The organism is Gluconobacter thailandicus F149-1 = NBRC 100600, from assembly GCF_000964465.1.
GTDB lineage: Bacteria > Pseudomonadota > Alphaproteobacteria > Acetobacterales > Acetobacteraceae > Gluconobacter > Gluconobacter thailandicus.
The window spans coordinates 109,365-126,499 of the sequence record NZ_BANH01000024.1; the positions used below are offsets into that span (position 1 = coordinate 109,365).

15 protein-coding genes are annotated in these 17,135 nt (G+C 57.3%); 6 read left to right on the top strand and 9 right to left on the bottom strand.

Features of this window, described 5'->3' with window-relative positions; all coding sequences use genetic code 11:
- The first annotated feature begins 97 nt into the window (after positions 1 to 97).
- The 6 genes from B7444_RS08255 (at position 98) to B7444_RS08280 (ending at position 9,615) form a co-directional block, all read left to right on the top strand.
- Positions 98 to 2,656 (top strand): TonB-dependent receptor, encoded by a 2,559-nt coding sequence (locus B7444_RS08255; RefSeq protein ID WP_007282529.1) that lies wholly within the window; start codon positions 98 to 100, stop codon positions 2,654 to 2,656.
- A gap of 95 nt (positions 2,657 to 2,751) precedes the next feature.
- Positions 2,752 to 3,975, top strand: a complete 1,224-nt coding sequence (locus tag B7444_RS08260) for a TIGR03862 family flavoprotein (protein ID WP_371859444.1) — start codon at positions 2,752 to 2,754, stop codon at positions 3,973 to 3,975.
- Positions 3,976 to 3,979: 4 nt separating this feature from the next.
- Complete coding sequence (locus B7444_RS08265; RefSeq protein WP_007282531.1) at positions 3,980 to 5,425, top strand: ATP-binding protein; 1,446 nt, start codon at positions 3,980 to 3,982, stop codon at positions 5,423 to 5,425.
- Between the two features lie 98 nt (positions 5,426 to 5,523).
- A complete protein-coding gene (locus B7444_RS08270; protein WP_007282532.1) occupies positions 5,524 to 7,902 on the top strand; it encodes a TonB-dependent receptor in 2,379 nt (792 codons plus the stop codon).
- Between the two features lie 10 nt (positions 7,903 to 7,912).
- Complete coding sequence (locus B7444_RS08275) at positions 7,913 to 9,025, top strand: glycerophosphodiester phosphodiesterase (protein ID WP_007282533.1); 1,113 nt, start codon at positions 7,913 to 7,915, stop codon at positions 9,023 to 9,025.
- A gap of 239 nt (positions 9,026 to 9,264) precedes the next feature.
- Entirely contained in the window at positions 9,265 to 9,615 is a 351-nt protein-coding gene (locus B7444_RS08280) for an STN domain-containing protein (RefSeq protein WP_224777843.1), read from the top strand.
- Positions 9,616 to 9,624: 9 nt separating this feature from the next.
- Here the strand turns inward: B7444_RS08280 and B7444_RS08285 are convergent, their stop codons facing one another.
- The 9 genes from B7444_RS08285 to gnd all read right to left on the bottom strand — a co-directional run bounded on the left by B7444_RS08285 (position 9,625) and on the right by gnd (position 17,135).
- Positions 9,625 to 10,152 carry a type 1 glutamine amidotransferase domain-containing protein gene (locus tag B7444_RS08285; protein ID WP_007282535.1) on the bottom strand — a complete coding sequence of 176 codons (528 nt, stop codon included), beginning with the start codon at positions 10,150 to 10,152 and terminating at the stop codon, positions 9,625 to 9,627.
- A gap of 57 nt (positions 10,153 to 10,209) precedes the next feature.
- Positions 10,210 to 11,652, bottom strand: coding sequence for an aldehyde dehydrogenase (gene aldA / locus B7444_RS08290; RefSeq protein ID WP_007282536.1), 1,443 nt, complete (start codon positions 11,650 to 11,652; stop codon positions 10,210 to 10,212).
- 216 nt (positions 11,653 to 11,868) lie between these two features.
- The gene (locus B7444_RS08295; RefSeq protein ID WP_007282537.1) at positions 11,869 to 12,663 is read right to left on the bottom strand and encodes a LysR family transcriptional regulator; all 795 of its coding nucleotides are present in this window, start codon (positions 12,661 to 12,663) and stop codon (positions 11,869 to 11,871) included.
- Positions 12,664 to 12,738: 75 nt separating this feature from the next.
- Positions 12,739 to 13,218 (bottom strand): YaiI/YqxD family protein, encoded by a 480-nt coding sequence (locus B7444_RS08300; protein WP_007282538.1) that lies wholly within the window; start codon positions 13,216 to 13,218, stop codon positions 12,739 to 12,741.
- Positions 13,202 to 13,780: a gluconokinase gene (locus B7444_RS08305; RefSeq protein ID WP_007282539.1), complete on the bottom strand. Its 579-nt coding sequence runs from the start codon at positions 13,778 to 13,780 to the stop codon at positions 13,202 to 13,204. The genes B7444_RS08300 and B7444_RS08305 overlap by 17 nt, the downstream gene beginning before the upstream one ends.
- Positions 13,768 to 14,460, bottom strand: a complete 693-nt coding sequence (rpiA, locus tag B7444_RS08310; protein WP_016737671.1) for a ribose-5-phosphate isomerase RpiA — start codon at positions 14,458 to 14,460, stop codon at positions 13,768 to 13,770. Before rpiA ends, B7444_RS08305 begins: the two co-directional genes overlap by 13 nt.
- Positions 14,457 to 15,197 (bottom strand): 6-phosphogluconolactonase, encoded by a 741-nt coding sequence (gene pgl / locus B7444_RS08315; protein WP_007282541.1) that lies wholly within the window; start codon positions 15,195 to 15,197, stop codon positions 14,457 to 14,459. The genes rpiA and pgl overlap by 4 nt, the downstream gene beginning before the upstream one ends.
- A complete protein-coding gene (locus B7444_RS08320) occupies positions 15,194 to 16,054 on the bottom strand; it encodes a Cof-type HAD-IIB family hydrolase (RefSeq protein ID WP_231502894.1) in 861 nt (286 codons plus the stop codon). The genes pgl and B7444_RS08320 overlap by 4 nt, the downstream gene beginning before the upstream one ends.
- A gap of 82 nt (positions 16,055 to 16,136) precedes the next feature.
- Positions 16,137 to 17,135 carry a phosphogluconate dehydrogenase (NAD(+)-dependent, decarboxylating) gene (gnd, locus tag B7444_RS08325; protein WP_007282543.1) on the bottom strand — a complete coding sequence of 333 codons (999 nt, stop codon included), beginning with the start codon at positions 17,133 to 17,135 and terminating at the stop codon, positions 16,137 to 16,139.

Sequence of the window (17,135 nt, forward strand, 5' to 3'; positions counted from 1 at the left end):
GTCATAGCGTTTCAACTCTCGGAGTGTTGAAGAATGTGACAAAGCATGGTTTTTGCCTCTCGCTTTATTTCACTATCCGAGAAAGACCATCTTCCTAATGCGCCTTGCACGCCTGCTTTCAACGTCCGCGCTTATTGCCCTGGGGACCGCCTCTGCGCTGGCGGCAACCACCCCTTCAGCACCGGATCATAAACCAGTCCGCCATCCTACGGCTGCCTCAGCACCGTCCATGATGGGTAATACAGCGCCGACAGATGAGGTGCATGAAGAACACGTCGCCGTCAGCGGGCATCGCAAGTATTTTGACGGCGTTACACGCCGGGACGTTGGTGGCGGCCTGATGCAGAAGCAGGATGCTGCAAAATCCGTCTCCAGTGTGTCCCGCGATTTCATTGAGAAGCAGGCTCCGGGTCAGGACCCGATGCAGCTCATCGCCCTGCTTCCGGGTGCAAACGTATCCTCTTCCGACCCGGCTGGCCTGACGGGAAGTCACATGAGCGCCCGTGGTCTCGATCAGACGCAGATGGGCTTTACGCTTGAAGGTTTCCCGATCAACGATGTCGGCTCCTTCCAGACATATTCCCAGGAAATCGTGGATTCCGAGAACCTCCAGAAGGTCAATCTGGCCCAGGGTTCTGCGGATCTGGACAGCCCGCATCTGAGCGCAACGGGCGGTGTGGTCGACATGTACATGATCGATCCGAAGATGAAGGCCGGTGGCGCCTTCGACGTCTCCTACGGGTCCTATGACTACACCCGTGGCTTCCTGCGCCTCGACACCGGCAAGATCGGCCACACGAACCTGCGCGCCTATTTTTCCGGTTCCTACGCAACGGAAGATGCCGTTCACAGTGAAGCGACGAACCGTAAGCTGCACGCCGAAGGCAAGATCGTGAATGACTGGGGCGACGGAAACCGCGTCTCTCTCGCGATCGTGGGCAACCGTCTCTACAATTACCTGAACCGTTCCGTGAACATGGCCTCCTGGAACGAATACGGGCTGGGCGTGAAGGACAAATACGTGGCCTCCTGCTCGGCTGGTGCAACCTGCACACGCCCGAATGGCACCACGTTCAAGAACAACACCACGGCCACGATTTCCAACACCGTCTATAACGGCGTGTACAAGGACCCGACAGGCCAGACCACGAAGAGCGATGCGGACTATTACAAGTTCCATCAGAACCCGTTCACCAACATCTATGTCAGTGCACCGTCCACCTTCAAGCTAACGGATCACCTGACGCTGACGGAAACGCCTTACTTCTGGTACGGTAGCGGTAGCGGCGGTGGTGCCTACTCCGTCCCCACAAGCTACGGCGCGACAAGCATGAGCGGCACGCTTGAAGGCAAGACCGTTGCCAAGGGCAGCCTGCTCTATGAACCATCCATCACGACAACCTATCGTCCGGGTGCCGTTACGAAGCTGACGCTGACCACAGGCGTCAACCGCCTCATGGTCGGTTACTGGTTCGAATATTCCAAGCAGATCCAGAGCGGGCCTGCCACGGGCATTGGCGCAGATGGAACGCCATGGAGCGTCTGGGGCCAGGCGGCAAACTACGTTTTTGATAACGGCCAGACCTATCAGTATCGCTCCAACCTGACGCAGACCCGCGTGCATACGATGTTCATCGGTGACAGCCTGTCCCTGTTGAACAACAAGCTCACGATCGAGGGCGGCCTGAAATACGCCATCGTCACCCGTGATGCGCACAATATGCTGCCGAACACATCCACCGGTCCGTATATCAACAAGACCTATTACGAACCGCTGCCAACGGCTTCCATCCGCTATCAGATCAACCCGGAAAACCAGATCTTCATCTCTGGTGCGACCAACTTCCGGATGCCAACAAACTACGCCCTCTTTGATGCCGGCACCTATTATTCCGTCAAGGCGCCCCATCAGGCCAGCAGCGGCTATGGCACGCGCGGAACGTCAAACCTCAACCCTGAAATCTCCATTTCGGAAGAGGCCGGCTGGCGTTACACGGGATCGGACATCATGGCGTCCATCACATACTTCCATTACAACTTCACGAACCGCTTCTTCTCGCAGAGCGAGTGCGCGGATGATGCCTGCTCCAACTACTACAGCAACAATATCAATGCTGGTGGTCAGAGCACAAATGGTGTGGATGCCGAAATCGGTACACGCCCGATCTTTTACCATCTGCGCCCGTATGTATCCTTTGAGTATGTCGATGCCCGCACGACCAGCAATCTGCGCGGCGGCAGCGGCAGCGCGACAGACTACCTGCATACCAAGGGAAAATTCGCTCCTGAGACACCTAAATATCAGGTCGCGTTCAATCTTGATTACGATGATGGCAGTCTCTTTGGCGCGTACAATCTGAAATACGTTGCCAAGCAGTATTCGACCTTCATGAACGACGAAGCCGTTCCGTCCTATGTCCGCATGAATCTGACGGTCGGCTATCGCTTCCACAATGTTGGCTTCCTGCAGAGCCCGAACATCAAGCTCAACATCAGCAACATCACCAACAAGCACTATCTCGGCTTCCCGCTGAGCGTGCAGACAAACGCAACAACCATGAAGGGTATCTTCGGCAATACGGTAAAGGGCTCAGTCCCGACCTACGCCATTGCGGCTCCCTTCGCTGCAACCGGCTCCATCAGCGCCGGCTTCTAAGTCTTCTTTCCTGAGGCCGACAAACTGACAGCCTCAGGACCATACTCCGGCGCAAACGCCTGACAAACGCCCCGGCTCATGGCAATCAGACAGCCATGAGCCGTTTCCCTATGCCCCCTTCCGTTGCCATTATCGGCGCAGGCCCTGCCGGACTGTTCGCTGCCGAATATCTTTCCGCCCACGGCTGCCGTGTCGAGATCTTCGAGCAGATGCCGAGTGTAGGGCGTAAATTGCTCATGGCGGGCCAGAGTGGCCTCAATCTCACACATTCCGAACCACTGGATCGTTTCATAACGCGATACGGTGCCGCACAGGACTGGCTCTCCCCGGCCCTCCATGCATTTTCGCCCGATAATTTACGCGACTGGGCTGAAAATCTTGGCCAACCCTGTTTCAGTGGCACCTCAGGACGCGTGTTTCCCAAAAGCATGAAGGCCTCCCCGCTCCTGCGAACCTGGCTAGGCCGCCTTGCAGAACAAGGCGTCATCATCAGGACACGCCATCGCTTCACGGGATGGGATGACAAAACACTTCGCTTTGAGACACCAGAAGGCGCCGTCACCGTCAGTCCAGACGCCGTTATTCTGGCCATGGGGGGCGCAAGCTGGTCCCGGTTAGGATCGGACGGAAAATGGGCTGATCTCTTTGCTGCGGAAACAGCCCCCTTTGCCCCTGCCAATTGCGGATTTACGCCTGACTGGTCAGACGATTTTCTACGCAGACACGAAGGTAACATTCTTCATTCAGTCGGCCTGTCCTTTGAAAACCAGAAAACTCGCGGAGACCTGACAATCACTGCGCGAGGCCTTGAGGGATCTGCGCTCTACGCTCTGTCGGCGCGCCTACGGGAGGCGATTGCCCGAGAGGGCCGTGCAACCATGCTGCTGGACCTGCGCCCTACACTGTCCGAAGACACTGCCCTGAAACGATTACAAGCCCAGCGCCCACGGGAAAGCCTGTCCAACCGTCTGCGAAAGGCGTTCGCGCTGGACAGCATCGCCCGCGAACTCCTGCGCGATGCAACCCCCAAAGACGCCACACCGCATCAGTTGACACAGACTCTCAAGGCACTTCCCGTCACTCTCACGGGGACAGACACTCTGGATCGCGCCATCTCTACAGCGGGTGGATTACGGCAGGATGCACTGGACGAGCATTTCATGATCCGCTCCAAACCGGGCGTTTTCGCTGCCGGAGAAATGCTGGACTGGGAGGCGCCGACCGGAGGCTATCTCCTGCAGGGATGTTTTTCCACCGGTCTTGCGGCTGCACAGGGCGTCCTTGGGTGGCTAGAATCGTCAGTTTCGGGTATCGCGTGACCCCATGACATCCATCGTTCTCGGACAGGGCCGCGACGGCTCAGACACCTGCATTGATTTGCCGGAACTGCTGGCTACGCGCCTGCTGGTTCAGGGCAATTCCGGCTCGGGCAAATCCCATCTTCTGCGCCGCCTGCTGGAACAGACTGCAACACTCGTCCAGCAGATCATGATCGATCCGGAAGGCGACTTCGTCACTCTGGCAGAGCGCTATGGCCATCTGGTCATTGATGTCGAAGATCAGTCCGAAGCCAGCCTCCGCGCTGCGGGAGAACGTGTCAGAGCCCATCGTGCATCGGTTGTCCTCAATCTGGAGCAGGTGGAAGCCGAGATGCAGCTTCGTGCGGCCGGAGCGTTCCTGAACGGCATGTTCGAAGCGCCCCGCGCACACTGGTATCCGGCCCTCGTCGTCGTGGATGAAGCCCAGCTTTTCGCACCAGTTGCAGGCGGTGACACATCCGACGAAGCCCGTCGCCTCTCGCTGGGTGCCATGACGAACCTCATGTGCCGTGGCCGTAAACGTGGTCTCGCAGGGGTCATCGCGACACAGCGTCTGGCTAAACTGGCCAAGAACGTTGCAGCCGAAGCCTCGAACTTCCTGATGGGCCGAACCTTCCTGGATATCGACATGGCCCGCGCCGCCGATCTTCTGGGCATGGAACGCCGGGCTGCAGAATCTTTCCGTGACCTGGCACGCGGACAGTTCATGGCTCTTGGCCCTGCCCTGTCACGCCGCCCAAAGCTACTGACAATCGGCCCGGTGGAGACTGCCAGTCACAACACGGGACCGGTTCTGGTCCCGCTCCAGCCTATGGATGCCGAGGATCTGCGAGACATTATCCTCGAACCTGTCCACGAATTCTCTCCACGTCCGCGCCGCGAGACACGACCGCCACCACCGGATCTCCTCGCGCAGCTTGATGCCTATGGCGCCACCCGGGAGGCCGCAGAAGAACCCGCAGCAACGGCCGACATCACCGAGATTGATCCTGCCCAGATCTGGGACATGGTTGCTGGCGTCGCCTCTGAAGAGGGTGCGGACTACAAGCCGCTTGCCACCCTGTATCAGGACTTTCAGCTCCGGGCCCGCATTCAGGGACTGTCCCGGAACATTCTGGATCTCGGACGCTTCCAACGCATCCTCGCCACCATCCGTGCCGGTCTGGATCGGGAGCGTGCCGAGAGCGAAGACTGGCAGAAAGCCGAAGCCATTGCAGCATCCCTGCCAGAGGATGTTCAAGGGGTCTTTCTGTTGCTGGCACGCACTGCACTCGATTCGGAAACCTGCCCGGACGATGATGCATTGGCGCGTGCATACGGCACCCATTCTCTGGGCCGTGCCCGCCGCCAACTGGCTTATCTTGAGGAAAGAGAAGTTATAGTGTTGCAGGAGACCCCGTTCGGGCGTCGCGTCGCGATCGTGGGCCCAGGCTGGCAAACGGCGTCATAAAACTGTCACCTGAGCTTCACACTAGGTTCACACACACCTCAGAGTATTGCGCTTAGTTTCCGCCCGTTTCGATTCTGGCTCGTTACGGGAAGACCACCATGCCTTCAAAGTTCAAGCGCAACAAAGGGTTGCTCTTTCTTTTCTGTTCTCCGTTAGCAGTGTGCATGGCGCTGCCATCTGCTCAGGGTGCCGATGCTCCCAAAGCGGGTAAGAAACATACCGCATCCCATAAAGCCGCAGATGTAGCGGGCGGTTCCGAGCAGCTTGTGATCACCGCCAAGCGTACCCGTTCCGAACAGACACTCGGCCGCGTCCAGATGCAGCGTATTCTGCCTGGTGTGAACCCCATCAAGGCCCTCCAGATCCTGCCTGGCGTCGTGTTCAACAACGCTGATCCTTGGGGCAACAACGAGCAGAATTCTTCCCTGTACGTGCATGGTTTTGCCAAGGAACAGCTTGGTTATACGCTGGATGGCATTCCCCTCGGCGATCAGGCCTATGGCAACTACAACGGCCTGTCCCCGCAGCGCGCCGCCATCAGTGAGAATATCGGATCAGCCTCCATTGCCACCGGTGCAGGTGGTCTTGGAACAGCGTCGACGTCCAATCTTGGCGGTACACTCGAGTTTGCAACGCAGGATCCGCTGCGCAAGCGCGGCGCCCAGATCGAACAGGTTTTCGGAAGCTGGTCCACGTTCCGCACCTTTGCCCGTCTCGATACGGGTGAATTCGGAAACGGCAACTCGGCTTATGTCTCCTTCGCCCGTCAGGATGCCCGCGCGTGGGACTTTGCAGGCCATCAGGGCGGCTATCAGGTCAACGCCAAGTTCGTTCACCACAGCGCGCACGATCACTTCTCCGCATTCTTCGACTGGTCCCAGAAAGTTGAGCCAAACGAAGACAGTGTGACGCTGCCGCAGGGTTACGGCACATATGTCCGTCCGTTCACATATCCGAATTACAATTATGCGAAGTCCTACATCAATTCAGCCGAATACAAGAATGCCGGTCTGAATTACCGCAATTACTATTCCGCGGCCCAACGCGAGGACTTCCTTGCATACGCCAAGTGGACACATGATTTCAGTGCTGACCTGCACTGGGACAACTCAATCTATTATCACCATGATCTCGGTGAGGGCGTCGTTGCAGGGCCCATCACGGCAGCGGGCCTGCCAACACTGTTTGCAGCCTACTTCCCCGGGCAGGACCTCAGCACGGTCTTCGGTGGTTCCGGCTATGCAACCCGCACGACGGAATACTGGGACAACCGTGGCGGCCTGATTTCCACCCTGCGCTACCATCTCGGCAAGCATTCCATCGAAGTTGGCGGCTGGTATGAGCGCAACAACAATACCCAGGCTCGCCGCTGGTACCCGCTGGATGCCAACAACCCGACCACACCGTATGAGCGTCAGCAGAACGCCCTGATCGACCAGTACACGAACAATTTCTATACCAATACGTTCGTAACGCACCTTCAGGACAACTGGCAGATTTCCAAAAATTTCTCACTGGCTGCCGGCTTCAAATCCGAACTGGTCTACACGAACGGCACCCTGCCCGTCGCCGCCAAGCCTGGCTCCCTGTCTCCGTCCTACGCCGTGACAGCTCCGGGCGGCACGATTGCTGCAGAGCGTCCGTTCCTGCCGTCCTTCGGTGCCGTCTGGAACATCACGCCGAACGAACAGTGGTTCGCCACCATTCAGGAAAACATGCGGTCCTTCCAGAACGCAGGCTATGGCAATGCAACTCCATGGGGCGCAACCAGCCAGGCCGCTTTTGAAGAGTTCAAGAAGAACGGCAAGCCGGAAACATCATGGACCTACGAAACCGGTCTGCGTGAGCACCGCCAGATCCACCTTGGCCCGCTGACCTCCATCGAAGGCCAGCTTTCCTACTATCACGTTCACTTCTCGAACCGTCTGCTGGCTGTTGCCACAACACAGACCCTGTCTTCCATCGTAGGCTCTGCCACCACACTGGCGAACGTCGGTTCCGTCACAACCGATGGTATGGACTTCTCTTTCACGACCCATTTTGGCGAACATTTCTCGCTCTACAACGGCCTGTCCTATAACAAGTCCACCTACAACGATAACTACAGCACCGGCACGACAACCGTGCGGACTGCTGGAAAGAACGTTGTGGGTATGCCTGCCTGGTCCGAAAAGTTCGTGTTCAGCACCAACTGGGGCAACGCTTACGGCCAGTTCATCGGTGTCGTGACCGGCAAGCGCTATGCGACCTACACGAACGACATGTATGCCGCGCCGTTCGCGCAGTTTGACATGAACGCTGGCTACACATTCCACGGCATCCCGCACATTGCGGCCCTGCGCGTACAGGGTAACATCACCAACCTGACCAACACCCGCGCCTGGTCCACCATCAACGCGACCCAGACGTCCGGTCAGTTCAGTGCCTTCCCGGTTGCCCCACGCAGCTTTTTCCTGACACTGAACGCCACACTGTAAGGACTGCTCCATGCTGACGCGCCGCCGCACTATGGGTCTGCTTTCCGTAGCCCTCCCTGCCCTTCACCTGAGCCGCCCTGCAAAGGCGGCTTCCTCTCTGGCCCCAAAGCCACTGGTGTTTGCCCATCGCGGTGCGTCGGCCCTCCGTCCCGAACACACACTGGGCGCTTATGCCAAGGCGATGCTGGATGGTGCCGATTTCATCGAACCCGATCTGGTCATGACGAAAGATGGCCATCTGGTCGTTCGCCACGAAAGCAACATTGCAGACACCACAGACGTTGCAGACCATCCGGAATTCGCTGACCGCAAAAAGGCCGTTACCATCGATGGTCAAAAGCAGACCGGCTGGTTCACGACAGACTTTACCCTCGCGGAACTCAAAACACTCCGTGCCCGCGAGCGTCTGGCCACCCTGCGTGTCCATAACACCCGCTACAACGACCGCTTCGAAATCCCGACGTTTGAAGAGGTCATTGAAGTTGTCGCTGCTCAGGCTGCGGCTACCGGAAAAACCTTCGGTCTGATCCCGGAACTCAAGCATTCCACGCATTTTCACAGCCTTGGTCATGATCCGGAAGCAATCTTCCTGAAGACCATCGCGGCTCACGAATATACGCGTCAGGCCCCGCTCGAAATCCAGTCTTTCGAGACGTCCAACCTCGCCCGTATCCGGGAGCAGGCACTGGCCATCAATCCACAGACACGGCTGATGCTTCTGATGGGGGAGCGCAAACAGGTTCCCCCCGACCTGACCGCAGCAGGCAAGACGACAACCTTTGGTGATCTGATGACGCCGGACGGCCTCAAGGATGTCCGCCGCTATGCGGACGTCATCGGCCCGTCCAACGCGGATCTGATCCCGCGCGATTCAAAGGGCACGTGGCTTGAACCCAGCACGCTTGTGGATGACGCTCATCGCGCAGGGTTGCTTGTTCATTCCTACACGGCCCGTCCGGAAAACTATTTCCTTCCAGCTCAACTGCGGAATGACGCAGGCCCGGCAGCCCGCAATCCGGAAGGCATGATTGCAGAAGTCCGTCGCTATCTGGATATGGGGATCGACGGGTTCTTCACGGATGACCCGGCACTTGGTCGACAGCTTGTAGATACGACCTTCTGAATCAGAAATTTTCCGCTCCCTGAAAAAGCGGTGTCAGATCTGCCTTTATTTTGCCGGTTGATCTGACACCGCTTTTTTATTCTGGGGCCTGCCGCCTTCTCCAATACGGATCACTCCAGTTCGACGAGCCAGAACACAAAGCCTGTTTCAATTAAAACATGTCTGGGACGACGAAAGCCGCCCATAGCGGGCTTTCTTTCCGCTACCTCATCAGGAACAGTCCGCCTGAAGGAGGCAGCATGTCCTTTCGAGTTCTTGCAATTCTCGTACTGACCCTTATCTGCCCTGTCGTGGCTTTTGGAGCGTGCATGAGAGACGCCATCCCTATGTCTCTCCCCATTCAACGGATGGATGAACGGTTGCAGGATCTGACCCACAGCACTGGCTGCTTCATTCAGGTGGAACCGAATTTACTTGGAAATCTGAAAGCCCCGGCACTTTCAGGAAAGCTGACCGCCAAACAGGCGCTTCGGCAGTCCCTCAAAGGGAGCCGCCTGAAGTTCCATTTTGTAAAGGATCACTGGCAAATCACATCGACACGCAGGGCGGACGATCACCCGATCCACGATTCATTCGTCCAGCCCTGGTAAGCGCGACCTTTAGCCGAGCTTGAAATGTTTGATGATTGCCTTGTTGAAGGCAGGAAGATCATCCGGGCAGCGAGAGAATACATAAGGCCCGTCTGTCACAACTTCCGTGTCCACCCAGTCCGCGCCAGCACTCTGGAAATCGGTTTTGATGGCAGGCCACGATGTTACGGTGCGACCGCGCAGTTCATTCACTTCAATCAGTGTCTGCGCACCATGGCAGATTGCCGCGATCGGCTTGTTGGCCTTCACGAACTCCTTCACAAACGCCACAACATCCCTGTTCATACGCAGGGCATCCGGTGAAGCCAGTCCACCCGGAAGCAGAAGGGCATCAAAATCCGAAGCCTTCGCATCAGCAATGGCCAGATCCGCACGGATTTTATTCGACGGATAGATGTCCTTGTTAACAGCCTGGAACTCGCCCGTTTTCAGCGAAATCACGGTGACAGTCGCCCCAGCTTTTTCCAGTGCATCTTTCGGAGACGTCAGTTCGATTTCTTCAAGGCCATCCGTGGCCAGTGCAGCAACTTTAACCATGTTCCCGGTCCTTTCATGAAAAAAGGCAGCCCGATTTCCGGGCTGCCCTCAGAGAAATCAGGCGTTGAGGTAAACCGTCTTGGTCTGCACATAGGCTTCCAGCCCATGCTGTCCGTCCTCACCGCCAAGGCCACTTTCCTTGTAGCCATGGTGGAAGCCCTGCGGTGCTTCGCCGCCCGGACGGTTCACATAGACCTCACCGAACTCCAGTTCGCGGGTCATGCGCAGAATGCGACCCAGATCCTTTGTGAAAAGATACGCTGACAGCCCGTAACGGCAGTCATTGGCCCAGGCGAGAGCCTGATCAAAGTCTTTCACCTTGATAAGGGACATGACCGGGCCGAAGACTTCGTTATGGACGATGTCCATATCCTGCGAGACATCCGTCAGCAGGGTCGGCGCATAGAAATAGCCTTTGTCGTACACACCGCCCGTCAGGCGCTTGCCCCCGGTTTCCAGCTTGGCACCCTGCTTGACGGCCTTTTCAACAATTTCATGAACCTTCTTCAGTTCATCCTCACTGACCTTCGGCCCCATATCCGTTTCCGGATCAGTCGGCAGACCCACCTTCAGTGCCCCGATCTTCTGACGAACCTTCTGAACGAATTCGTCATAGACGGCTTCATGAATGTAAGTGCGCTCATTGCAGGTGCAGACCTGCCCCGTGTTCATGAAACGGGACTGCACAGCGGCCTCGGCAGCTTTTTCCAGATCGGCATCTTCCATGACGAGGAAAGGTGCCTTGCCTCCCAGTTCCAGCCGAACTTCCTTCAACGTTTCCGCCGCCGCAGCCATGATCTTCTTACCCGCCGGGGTAGAACCCGTCATGGTGATGAGCTTGACGTCCGGATGCGCCACCAGTGGTACGCCAACCTCCGGCCCGTCACCCGTGACAATATTCACGACACCCCTGGGGATTTCCGCTTCCTCAACCAGCTTCGCCAGGTGCAGCGATGCGAGAGGCGTCAACTCATGAGGCTTCACGACAATCGTGTTACCCGCGGCGATAGCAGGACCAATCTTGCGGGCACAGAGCGCAAGCGGGAAATTCCACGCCGTTATGGCACCAATAACGCCCAGCGGAACACGGTCGATCAGGATCTTCTCGTCAGGCGTGCTCCCCGGAATGATTTCACCCTGAAGCCGCAGGGTGTTTTCCGCGGCAAATCGCAGAAGCCCGATCGCAAAATCAACTTCAACACGGGCTTCCTGGAGCGGCTTGCCCATTTCAGACGTGATGGTTTCGGCCAGCTTCTCTTTGTCGCGCTTCACAAGATCCTTGAGAGCATGAACGTAATCCGCACGTTCCGTAGCCGTCTTGCGGCTCCATGCAGGAAAGGCAGCCTTGGCAGCGGCAACAGCCCTGTCGAGATCCGCTTCTCCACCGCGAGCAGCCTGACCCACCGTTTCTTTGGTTGCTGGGTTTTCGACGGAAATCCATTCGTTGGTTTCCGGAGTGACCCATTCGTTATTGATAAAGAGATCGTATTTTATAGCCACTGACTGCTCCTGTATTCAGGGCGGCGCATCCTGCGCTGTACCAGATCAGACGCATGAGACTGCCACCGGTTCAGTCGATGACCGGAGACTGACAAAAGCCATAGATGATTAAAAGTGATGATAAATCAGTGTATCATTCACTATTTGTGATTAACTGACTGCTGTCTTCAGACTGTCCACAAATATCTGGCCCAATGGACCCAATCCCGGCTCACGCTAGACGGCATAAATGTCGCTTCCTTGCAGATCATCCGGATACAGCACGTTCACATCCGCATGTCGTTCCGCTTTCAGGACCGAAAGAACGCTCTGAGGGATACAGGAAATTCCCAGTCCAGCTTCCACGCAGGCCAGGATGACATCATAGGACTCGATGGTATGAATAAGACCACCACCCACACCGCCCTCTTCCAGCCAGGCCTCGAAATACCGCCGATACAGGCAGTCCGTGTTGAACAGAAAAACAGCCTGTCCAGACTGTAAAGCATCCTGACCTTTCGGCAGAACAATCGCCAGACGCTCCCGAAAGGCAAAAGCGCTACCCATCATCGGATGCTCGATCGGCCCATCTGTCAGGGCCAGATCGATGTCTCCATCCATCAGCATTCGTTCAAGTGTATCTGTCGGCCGGATCAGAACCCTGATTTCCACACCCGGTGCTGAAGCAAGAAGCCGGGGAACGCGATCCGGCAGGTATTTCTTTAATGCCACGTCCAGCGCACCAACCGTCAGAACGCCCTTTGGGGTTCCTTCGGAAAACAGATCCGTCAACTGGCGCGCCTGGTCCACCACGACCTTAGCCTGCTGGTAAAACAACCGCCCTTCCGGTGTCAGAAGCAGGCGGTTTTTTTCACGTGCAAAAAGTTCCTGCCCCAGAAGCTGCTCCAGTTCCCGTAAGCGCGCCGTCACGTTGGACGCCACACAGTTCAGCTTGCGGGATGCTGCCACTACCGTTCCCGTCTCGACGACAGCACAGAACATTTCCAGCTGTGCAAGACGGAGTGGATTCATGGATGCTTTTTCCTCGGCAGCGGACTCTTATCCCCAGATTCATGGAACATCTCCGGGGACGTCCCTGTGGATCGTTTATGGAGAACTGGGGATCACTTTTGAAAAGGCAGCTTTCCTGCGGAGTCGCACAATGAGCGTATCGAGAGCGGAAAGAAACCGGCTCCGATCAGCTTTTCCGAAGGATGGATTGTAGGTGTTCACTGTGCCGGTTTCGCGCAGATCGTGCATCAGATCCCGCATGGCCGAGACCATTCCAACGGACCGTTCATCAATCTCTTCACCGTTTGGTCGAAGGACTGCCGCCCCCTTATCGAGACACCGGACGGCAAGCGGCACGTCGTTGGTTACAACGATATCGAAGGTCATCGCCTGTTCCGCAATCCAGTCATCCGCAACGTCCGGGCCTTCCGGCACAACAACGCGCTCGATCAGGGGCGACTGCGGGATATTGATCCAGCGATTGGCAACAACAAGCGTCTGGAGGCCATAGCGGCCTGCCACACGGTAGATTTCATCTTTTACAGGGCAGGCATCCGCATCAACTAACAGCCGCATGAAGTTCTTTCTGGTTTTCTTCGTCACGAAAGTGCTGGAGCAGTTTTTCCAGCACGACATCAGGAGGATCTTCGCCGCAAACATGAATGACTGGCTCGTCATCCCCCGGCTCCTCGAAAGTGGAAAGCTGGCTTGGGAGCAGGCTGGCAGGCATGAAATGACCCTGCCGACGGGCCATGCGATCAGTCAGCGTATCCCGGGCCACGCGGATATGAATGAATTCAACAGGCAGATCCCGGCGAAGCTGCTCACGATAGATACGCTTGAGGGCAGAACAGGTCAGGACAGCGCCGTGACCCGCTTTCACTTCCCTGCTCAGCCAGTCATGGCAGAGCTCCAGCCACGGCTTGCGGTCTTCATCCGTCAGGGGCTGACCAGAACTCATCTTGTCGACGTTACTCTGGGGATGGAGCGCATCCCCTTCCTGAAAATGCCAGCCGAGACGGGTGGCAAGGCCGGTGGCAATCGTTGTCTTACCAGTCCCGGAAACCCCCATCACGACCAGAAACCGCGGCCTGATACCCATGGTTCCACCAGACTGGACAGACCCTATGGTTCCCATCGCTCCACTCCCTGTTCTGTCGCAACCAGAACTTCAGACGCCATGTTCAGGAACATGCCGTGTTCCACCACACCCACGATCGCGTCTATCTGGCGCGCCAGTTCTTCCGGATCCTCGATCGGGCCGAACGTGCAGTCCAGAATCATGTTGCGGTTGTCGCTAACAAACAGGTTTCCGTCACGATCGGTCCGCGGCTTGACGCCCTTGGCACCGCAGGCTGACAGCCGTTCTGCCGTGCATTCCCAACCAAAAGAAATCACTTCCACGGGAACCGGAGCACGCTCGCCAAGATGATCAACCGGCTTGCTGCCATCCACGATCACGACGAATTTCTTCGCAGCCTGGGCCACAATCTTTTCGCGCAAAAGCGCGCCACCAAGCCCCTTGATCAGGTTTAACGAGCCACGCTGGACCTCATCCGCCCCGTCAATGGCGATATCGATCCGGCGATGAGCCGCAAAATCGGTCAGTGGAATACCGGCTTTCTCAGCCTTGCGGGCGCTGTCTTCGGACGTTGGAATTCCCACAATGTGAAGACCCTCCGCAACGCGTTCACCCAGTCGCTCGATCATGTAGGTCGCGGTACTGCCCGTTCCGAGTCCGACGACCATGCCGCTCTTGACCATATCCGCTGCCCGACGCGCTGCGGTGCGCTTGTGAGTCTCCATATCCGAGCTCATGCCGCGTCTCCCGTCGCAGCACGGTCGGCCAGAATGACAATACGCCCTTCACTGGTCACATTCGCGGACGGCAGGCTCTTGTCCCCTTCCCGCAGGCGCTTGAGCATCTCGACCTTGGAGGCCCCGGTCACGAGGAAAACCACTAGAGCGCTGGACTCGATTGCGGGATATGTCAGCGTAATGCGTTCATGCGGCGCAGTTTTCGGGGCCGCCGTGCCCACCCAGGCCGTCTTTTCCTGAAGCACTGGCTCACCGGGGAACAGCGAGGCGGTATGGCCATCCGTTCCAAGCCCCAGCATCACGAGATCAAACAGCGGGCGAGCGGGATCAAGCTCCGTCGCGCCATACGCTGTCTCGAGCGTCTTCTGATAAGCGCGCGCATCGACCTCTACCGTTGCAGCAGTCGGGATCGGATGCACGTTTTCGGAAGGAACCGGAACGCGACTGATCAGAACAGACTGACCAACCGCATGGTTGCTGTCCGGGTGCCCTTCAGGAACGTGCCGCTCATCTCCGTAAAAGATCTCAACACGGTCCCAGGGAATACGCTTTGCCAGTTCCGGCTCGGCCAGCAGTTCGAACAGACGCTTCGGCGTGGAACCACCAGACAGTGCCACGCGGAACTTCCCGCCCGTTTTGGCAAGAACACCGTCCACCAGAAGATCCGCCATTCGGAGGGCTACTGCATCTGAGTTCGGCAGTATTTCCAGTGTGGCAGTATGGATATCGGTCGTCATGTGTTCCTGACCCTTGGCAGAATGTAGCGTTCGACAGCTTTGGCCCAACCATCGCGCTCATTGGTGTCAGTAAGAACCTGGGCAGCGGCTCTCACGTCTTCTTCAGCCTGTCCCATGGCAATGCCCAGCCCTGCGACGGAGAACATTGGCAGGTCGTTATGGGCATCGCCCAGACAGGCCACTTCATGCGGCGCCACACCATGGGCGAGGGCCAGTTCACGTACGGCCTCGCCTTTGTTGGCAAGCGCCGGCGTAATATCGAGCAGCATCTCGGAAGAACGGCGCACACTTGCTTCACCACGGAGCATGGCTGCCAGTTCCGTCTCGACACGCTGGAGCAGATCATAGTTATTGGTGACACCCATGACCTTGCCGATCCCGTCAAATTCATGACGCAGATCCGGCACTTCATGCGGCGTCAGACCCGTAATGCGGCGCTCATGTTCCACAAACGGCGTCGCAGCATCACTGACCATCCAGTGCGACTGACGTAGCAGCCAGGTCTCAATTCCATGGACATGCAGCATGTCATGCACCACGGAAAGCACATCACGAGAGAGCACACGGCTGACTGTGGGCGTTCCGTCCGGCGCAAAGATGATACCGCCGTTGAAGCCCGCGTTTTGACCGTTCAAGCCAAGTTGTGAAATGTATTTTGTCATCGCAGCCGGAGGCCGCGCACTTGCGAGACAGAGCGGAATACCGCGCGCCTGAAGCTCCTTTGCCATCGCCAGCGTGGAGGGCGCGATGGTTTTCCCCGGTGTCAGGAGCGTTCCATCCATGTCGGAAACAACCATCCGGATTGTCTCCGGCAGTGGGGGGAGTTCCGCGTGAATAGTATCGAGATCAATGGACATGTAAGCCCCTGTCGGTCGGCCATATTGAATGGGGGAGTGAGCATACTGTGCCCACTCCCCCTTGCCCATCCGTCAGAGGGGCTTATTTCTGCTCGACGTGACCGCCGAAGCCGAAACGCTGCGCCGAGAGAATCTTCTCGGCGAAGTTATTACCCGACCGTGAACGGAAACGGGTAAACAGGGCCGCCGTCATGACAGGAGCCGGAACATCTTCTTCGATGGCGGCTTCGATCGTCCAGCGACCTTCACCGGAGTCAGCAACCTCACCGGAGAACTCGGAGAGTTCACCCGACTTGGCAAGCGCCTCTGCCGTAAGGTCCAGCAGCCACGACGATACAACACTGCCACGACGCCAGACTTCGGCGATATCGGCCATGTTCAGGTCGAAGCGCTCCCCTTCAGGCAAAACAGGAGAGTTCTTGCTCTTCATGATATCGAAGCCTTCAGCGAAGGCCTGCATCATGCCGTATTCAATGCCGTTGTGAACCATCTTCACAAAATGGCCTGAACCGGACGGGCCACAGTGCAGATAGCCCTGCTCGGCACGCGGATCGAGATTGGTGGAATCCCGGTTCGGCGTGACGGGAACATCGCCCTTGCCCGGAGCCAGAGCTGCCAGGATTGGATCGATATAATCCGCAGCCTCCTTGGGTCCGCCGTACATCATGCAGTACCCACGCTCGAGGCCCCACACACCTCCGGACGTACCAACGTCAACGTAGGAAATCCCCTTTTCGGAGAGTTCTTCTGCACGACGGACATCATCCTTGTAGTAGCTGTTGCCACCGTCGATGATGATGTCACCCTTGCCCAGAAGAGAGGCAAGCTTCTTGACGCAGGCCTCAGTAATCGGTCCCGCAGGGAGCATGACCCAGACGACACGATGAGCATCCCCTTCGAGGCCCTTTACAAGAGCCTCGAATGTGTCTGCCCCCGTGGCGCGCCCACCTTCGGCACGTTGCACGATGGAAGCCGTTACGGACGGCGTGCGGTCATGCACAACAACATCATGTCCGTGACGGGTCAGACGGAGCGCAATGTTACCGCCCATACGACCCAGACCTATGATACCGATACGCAT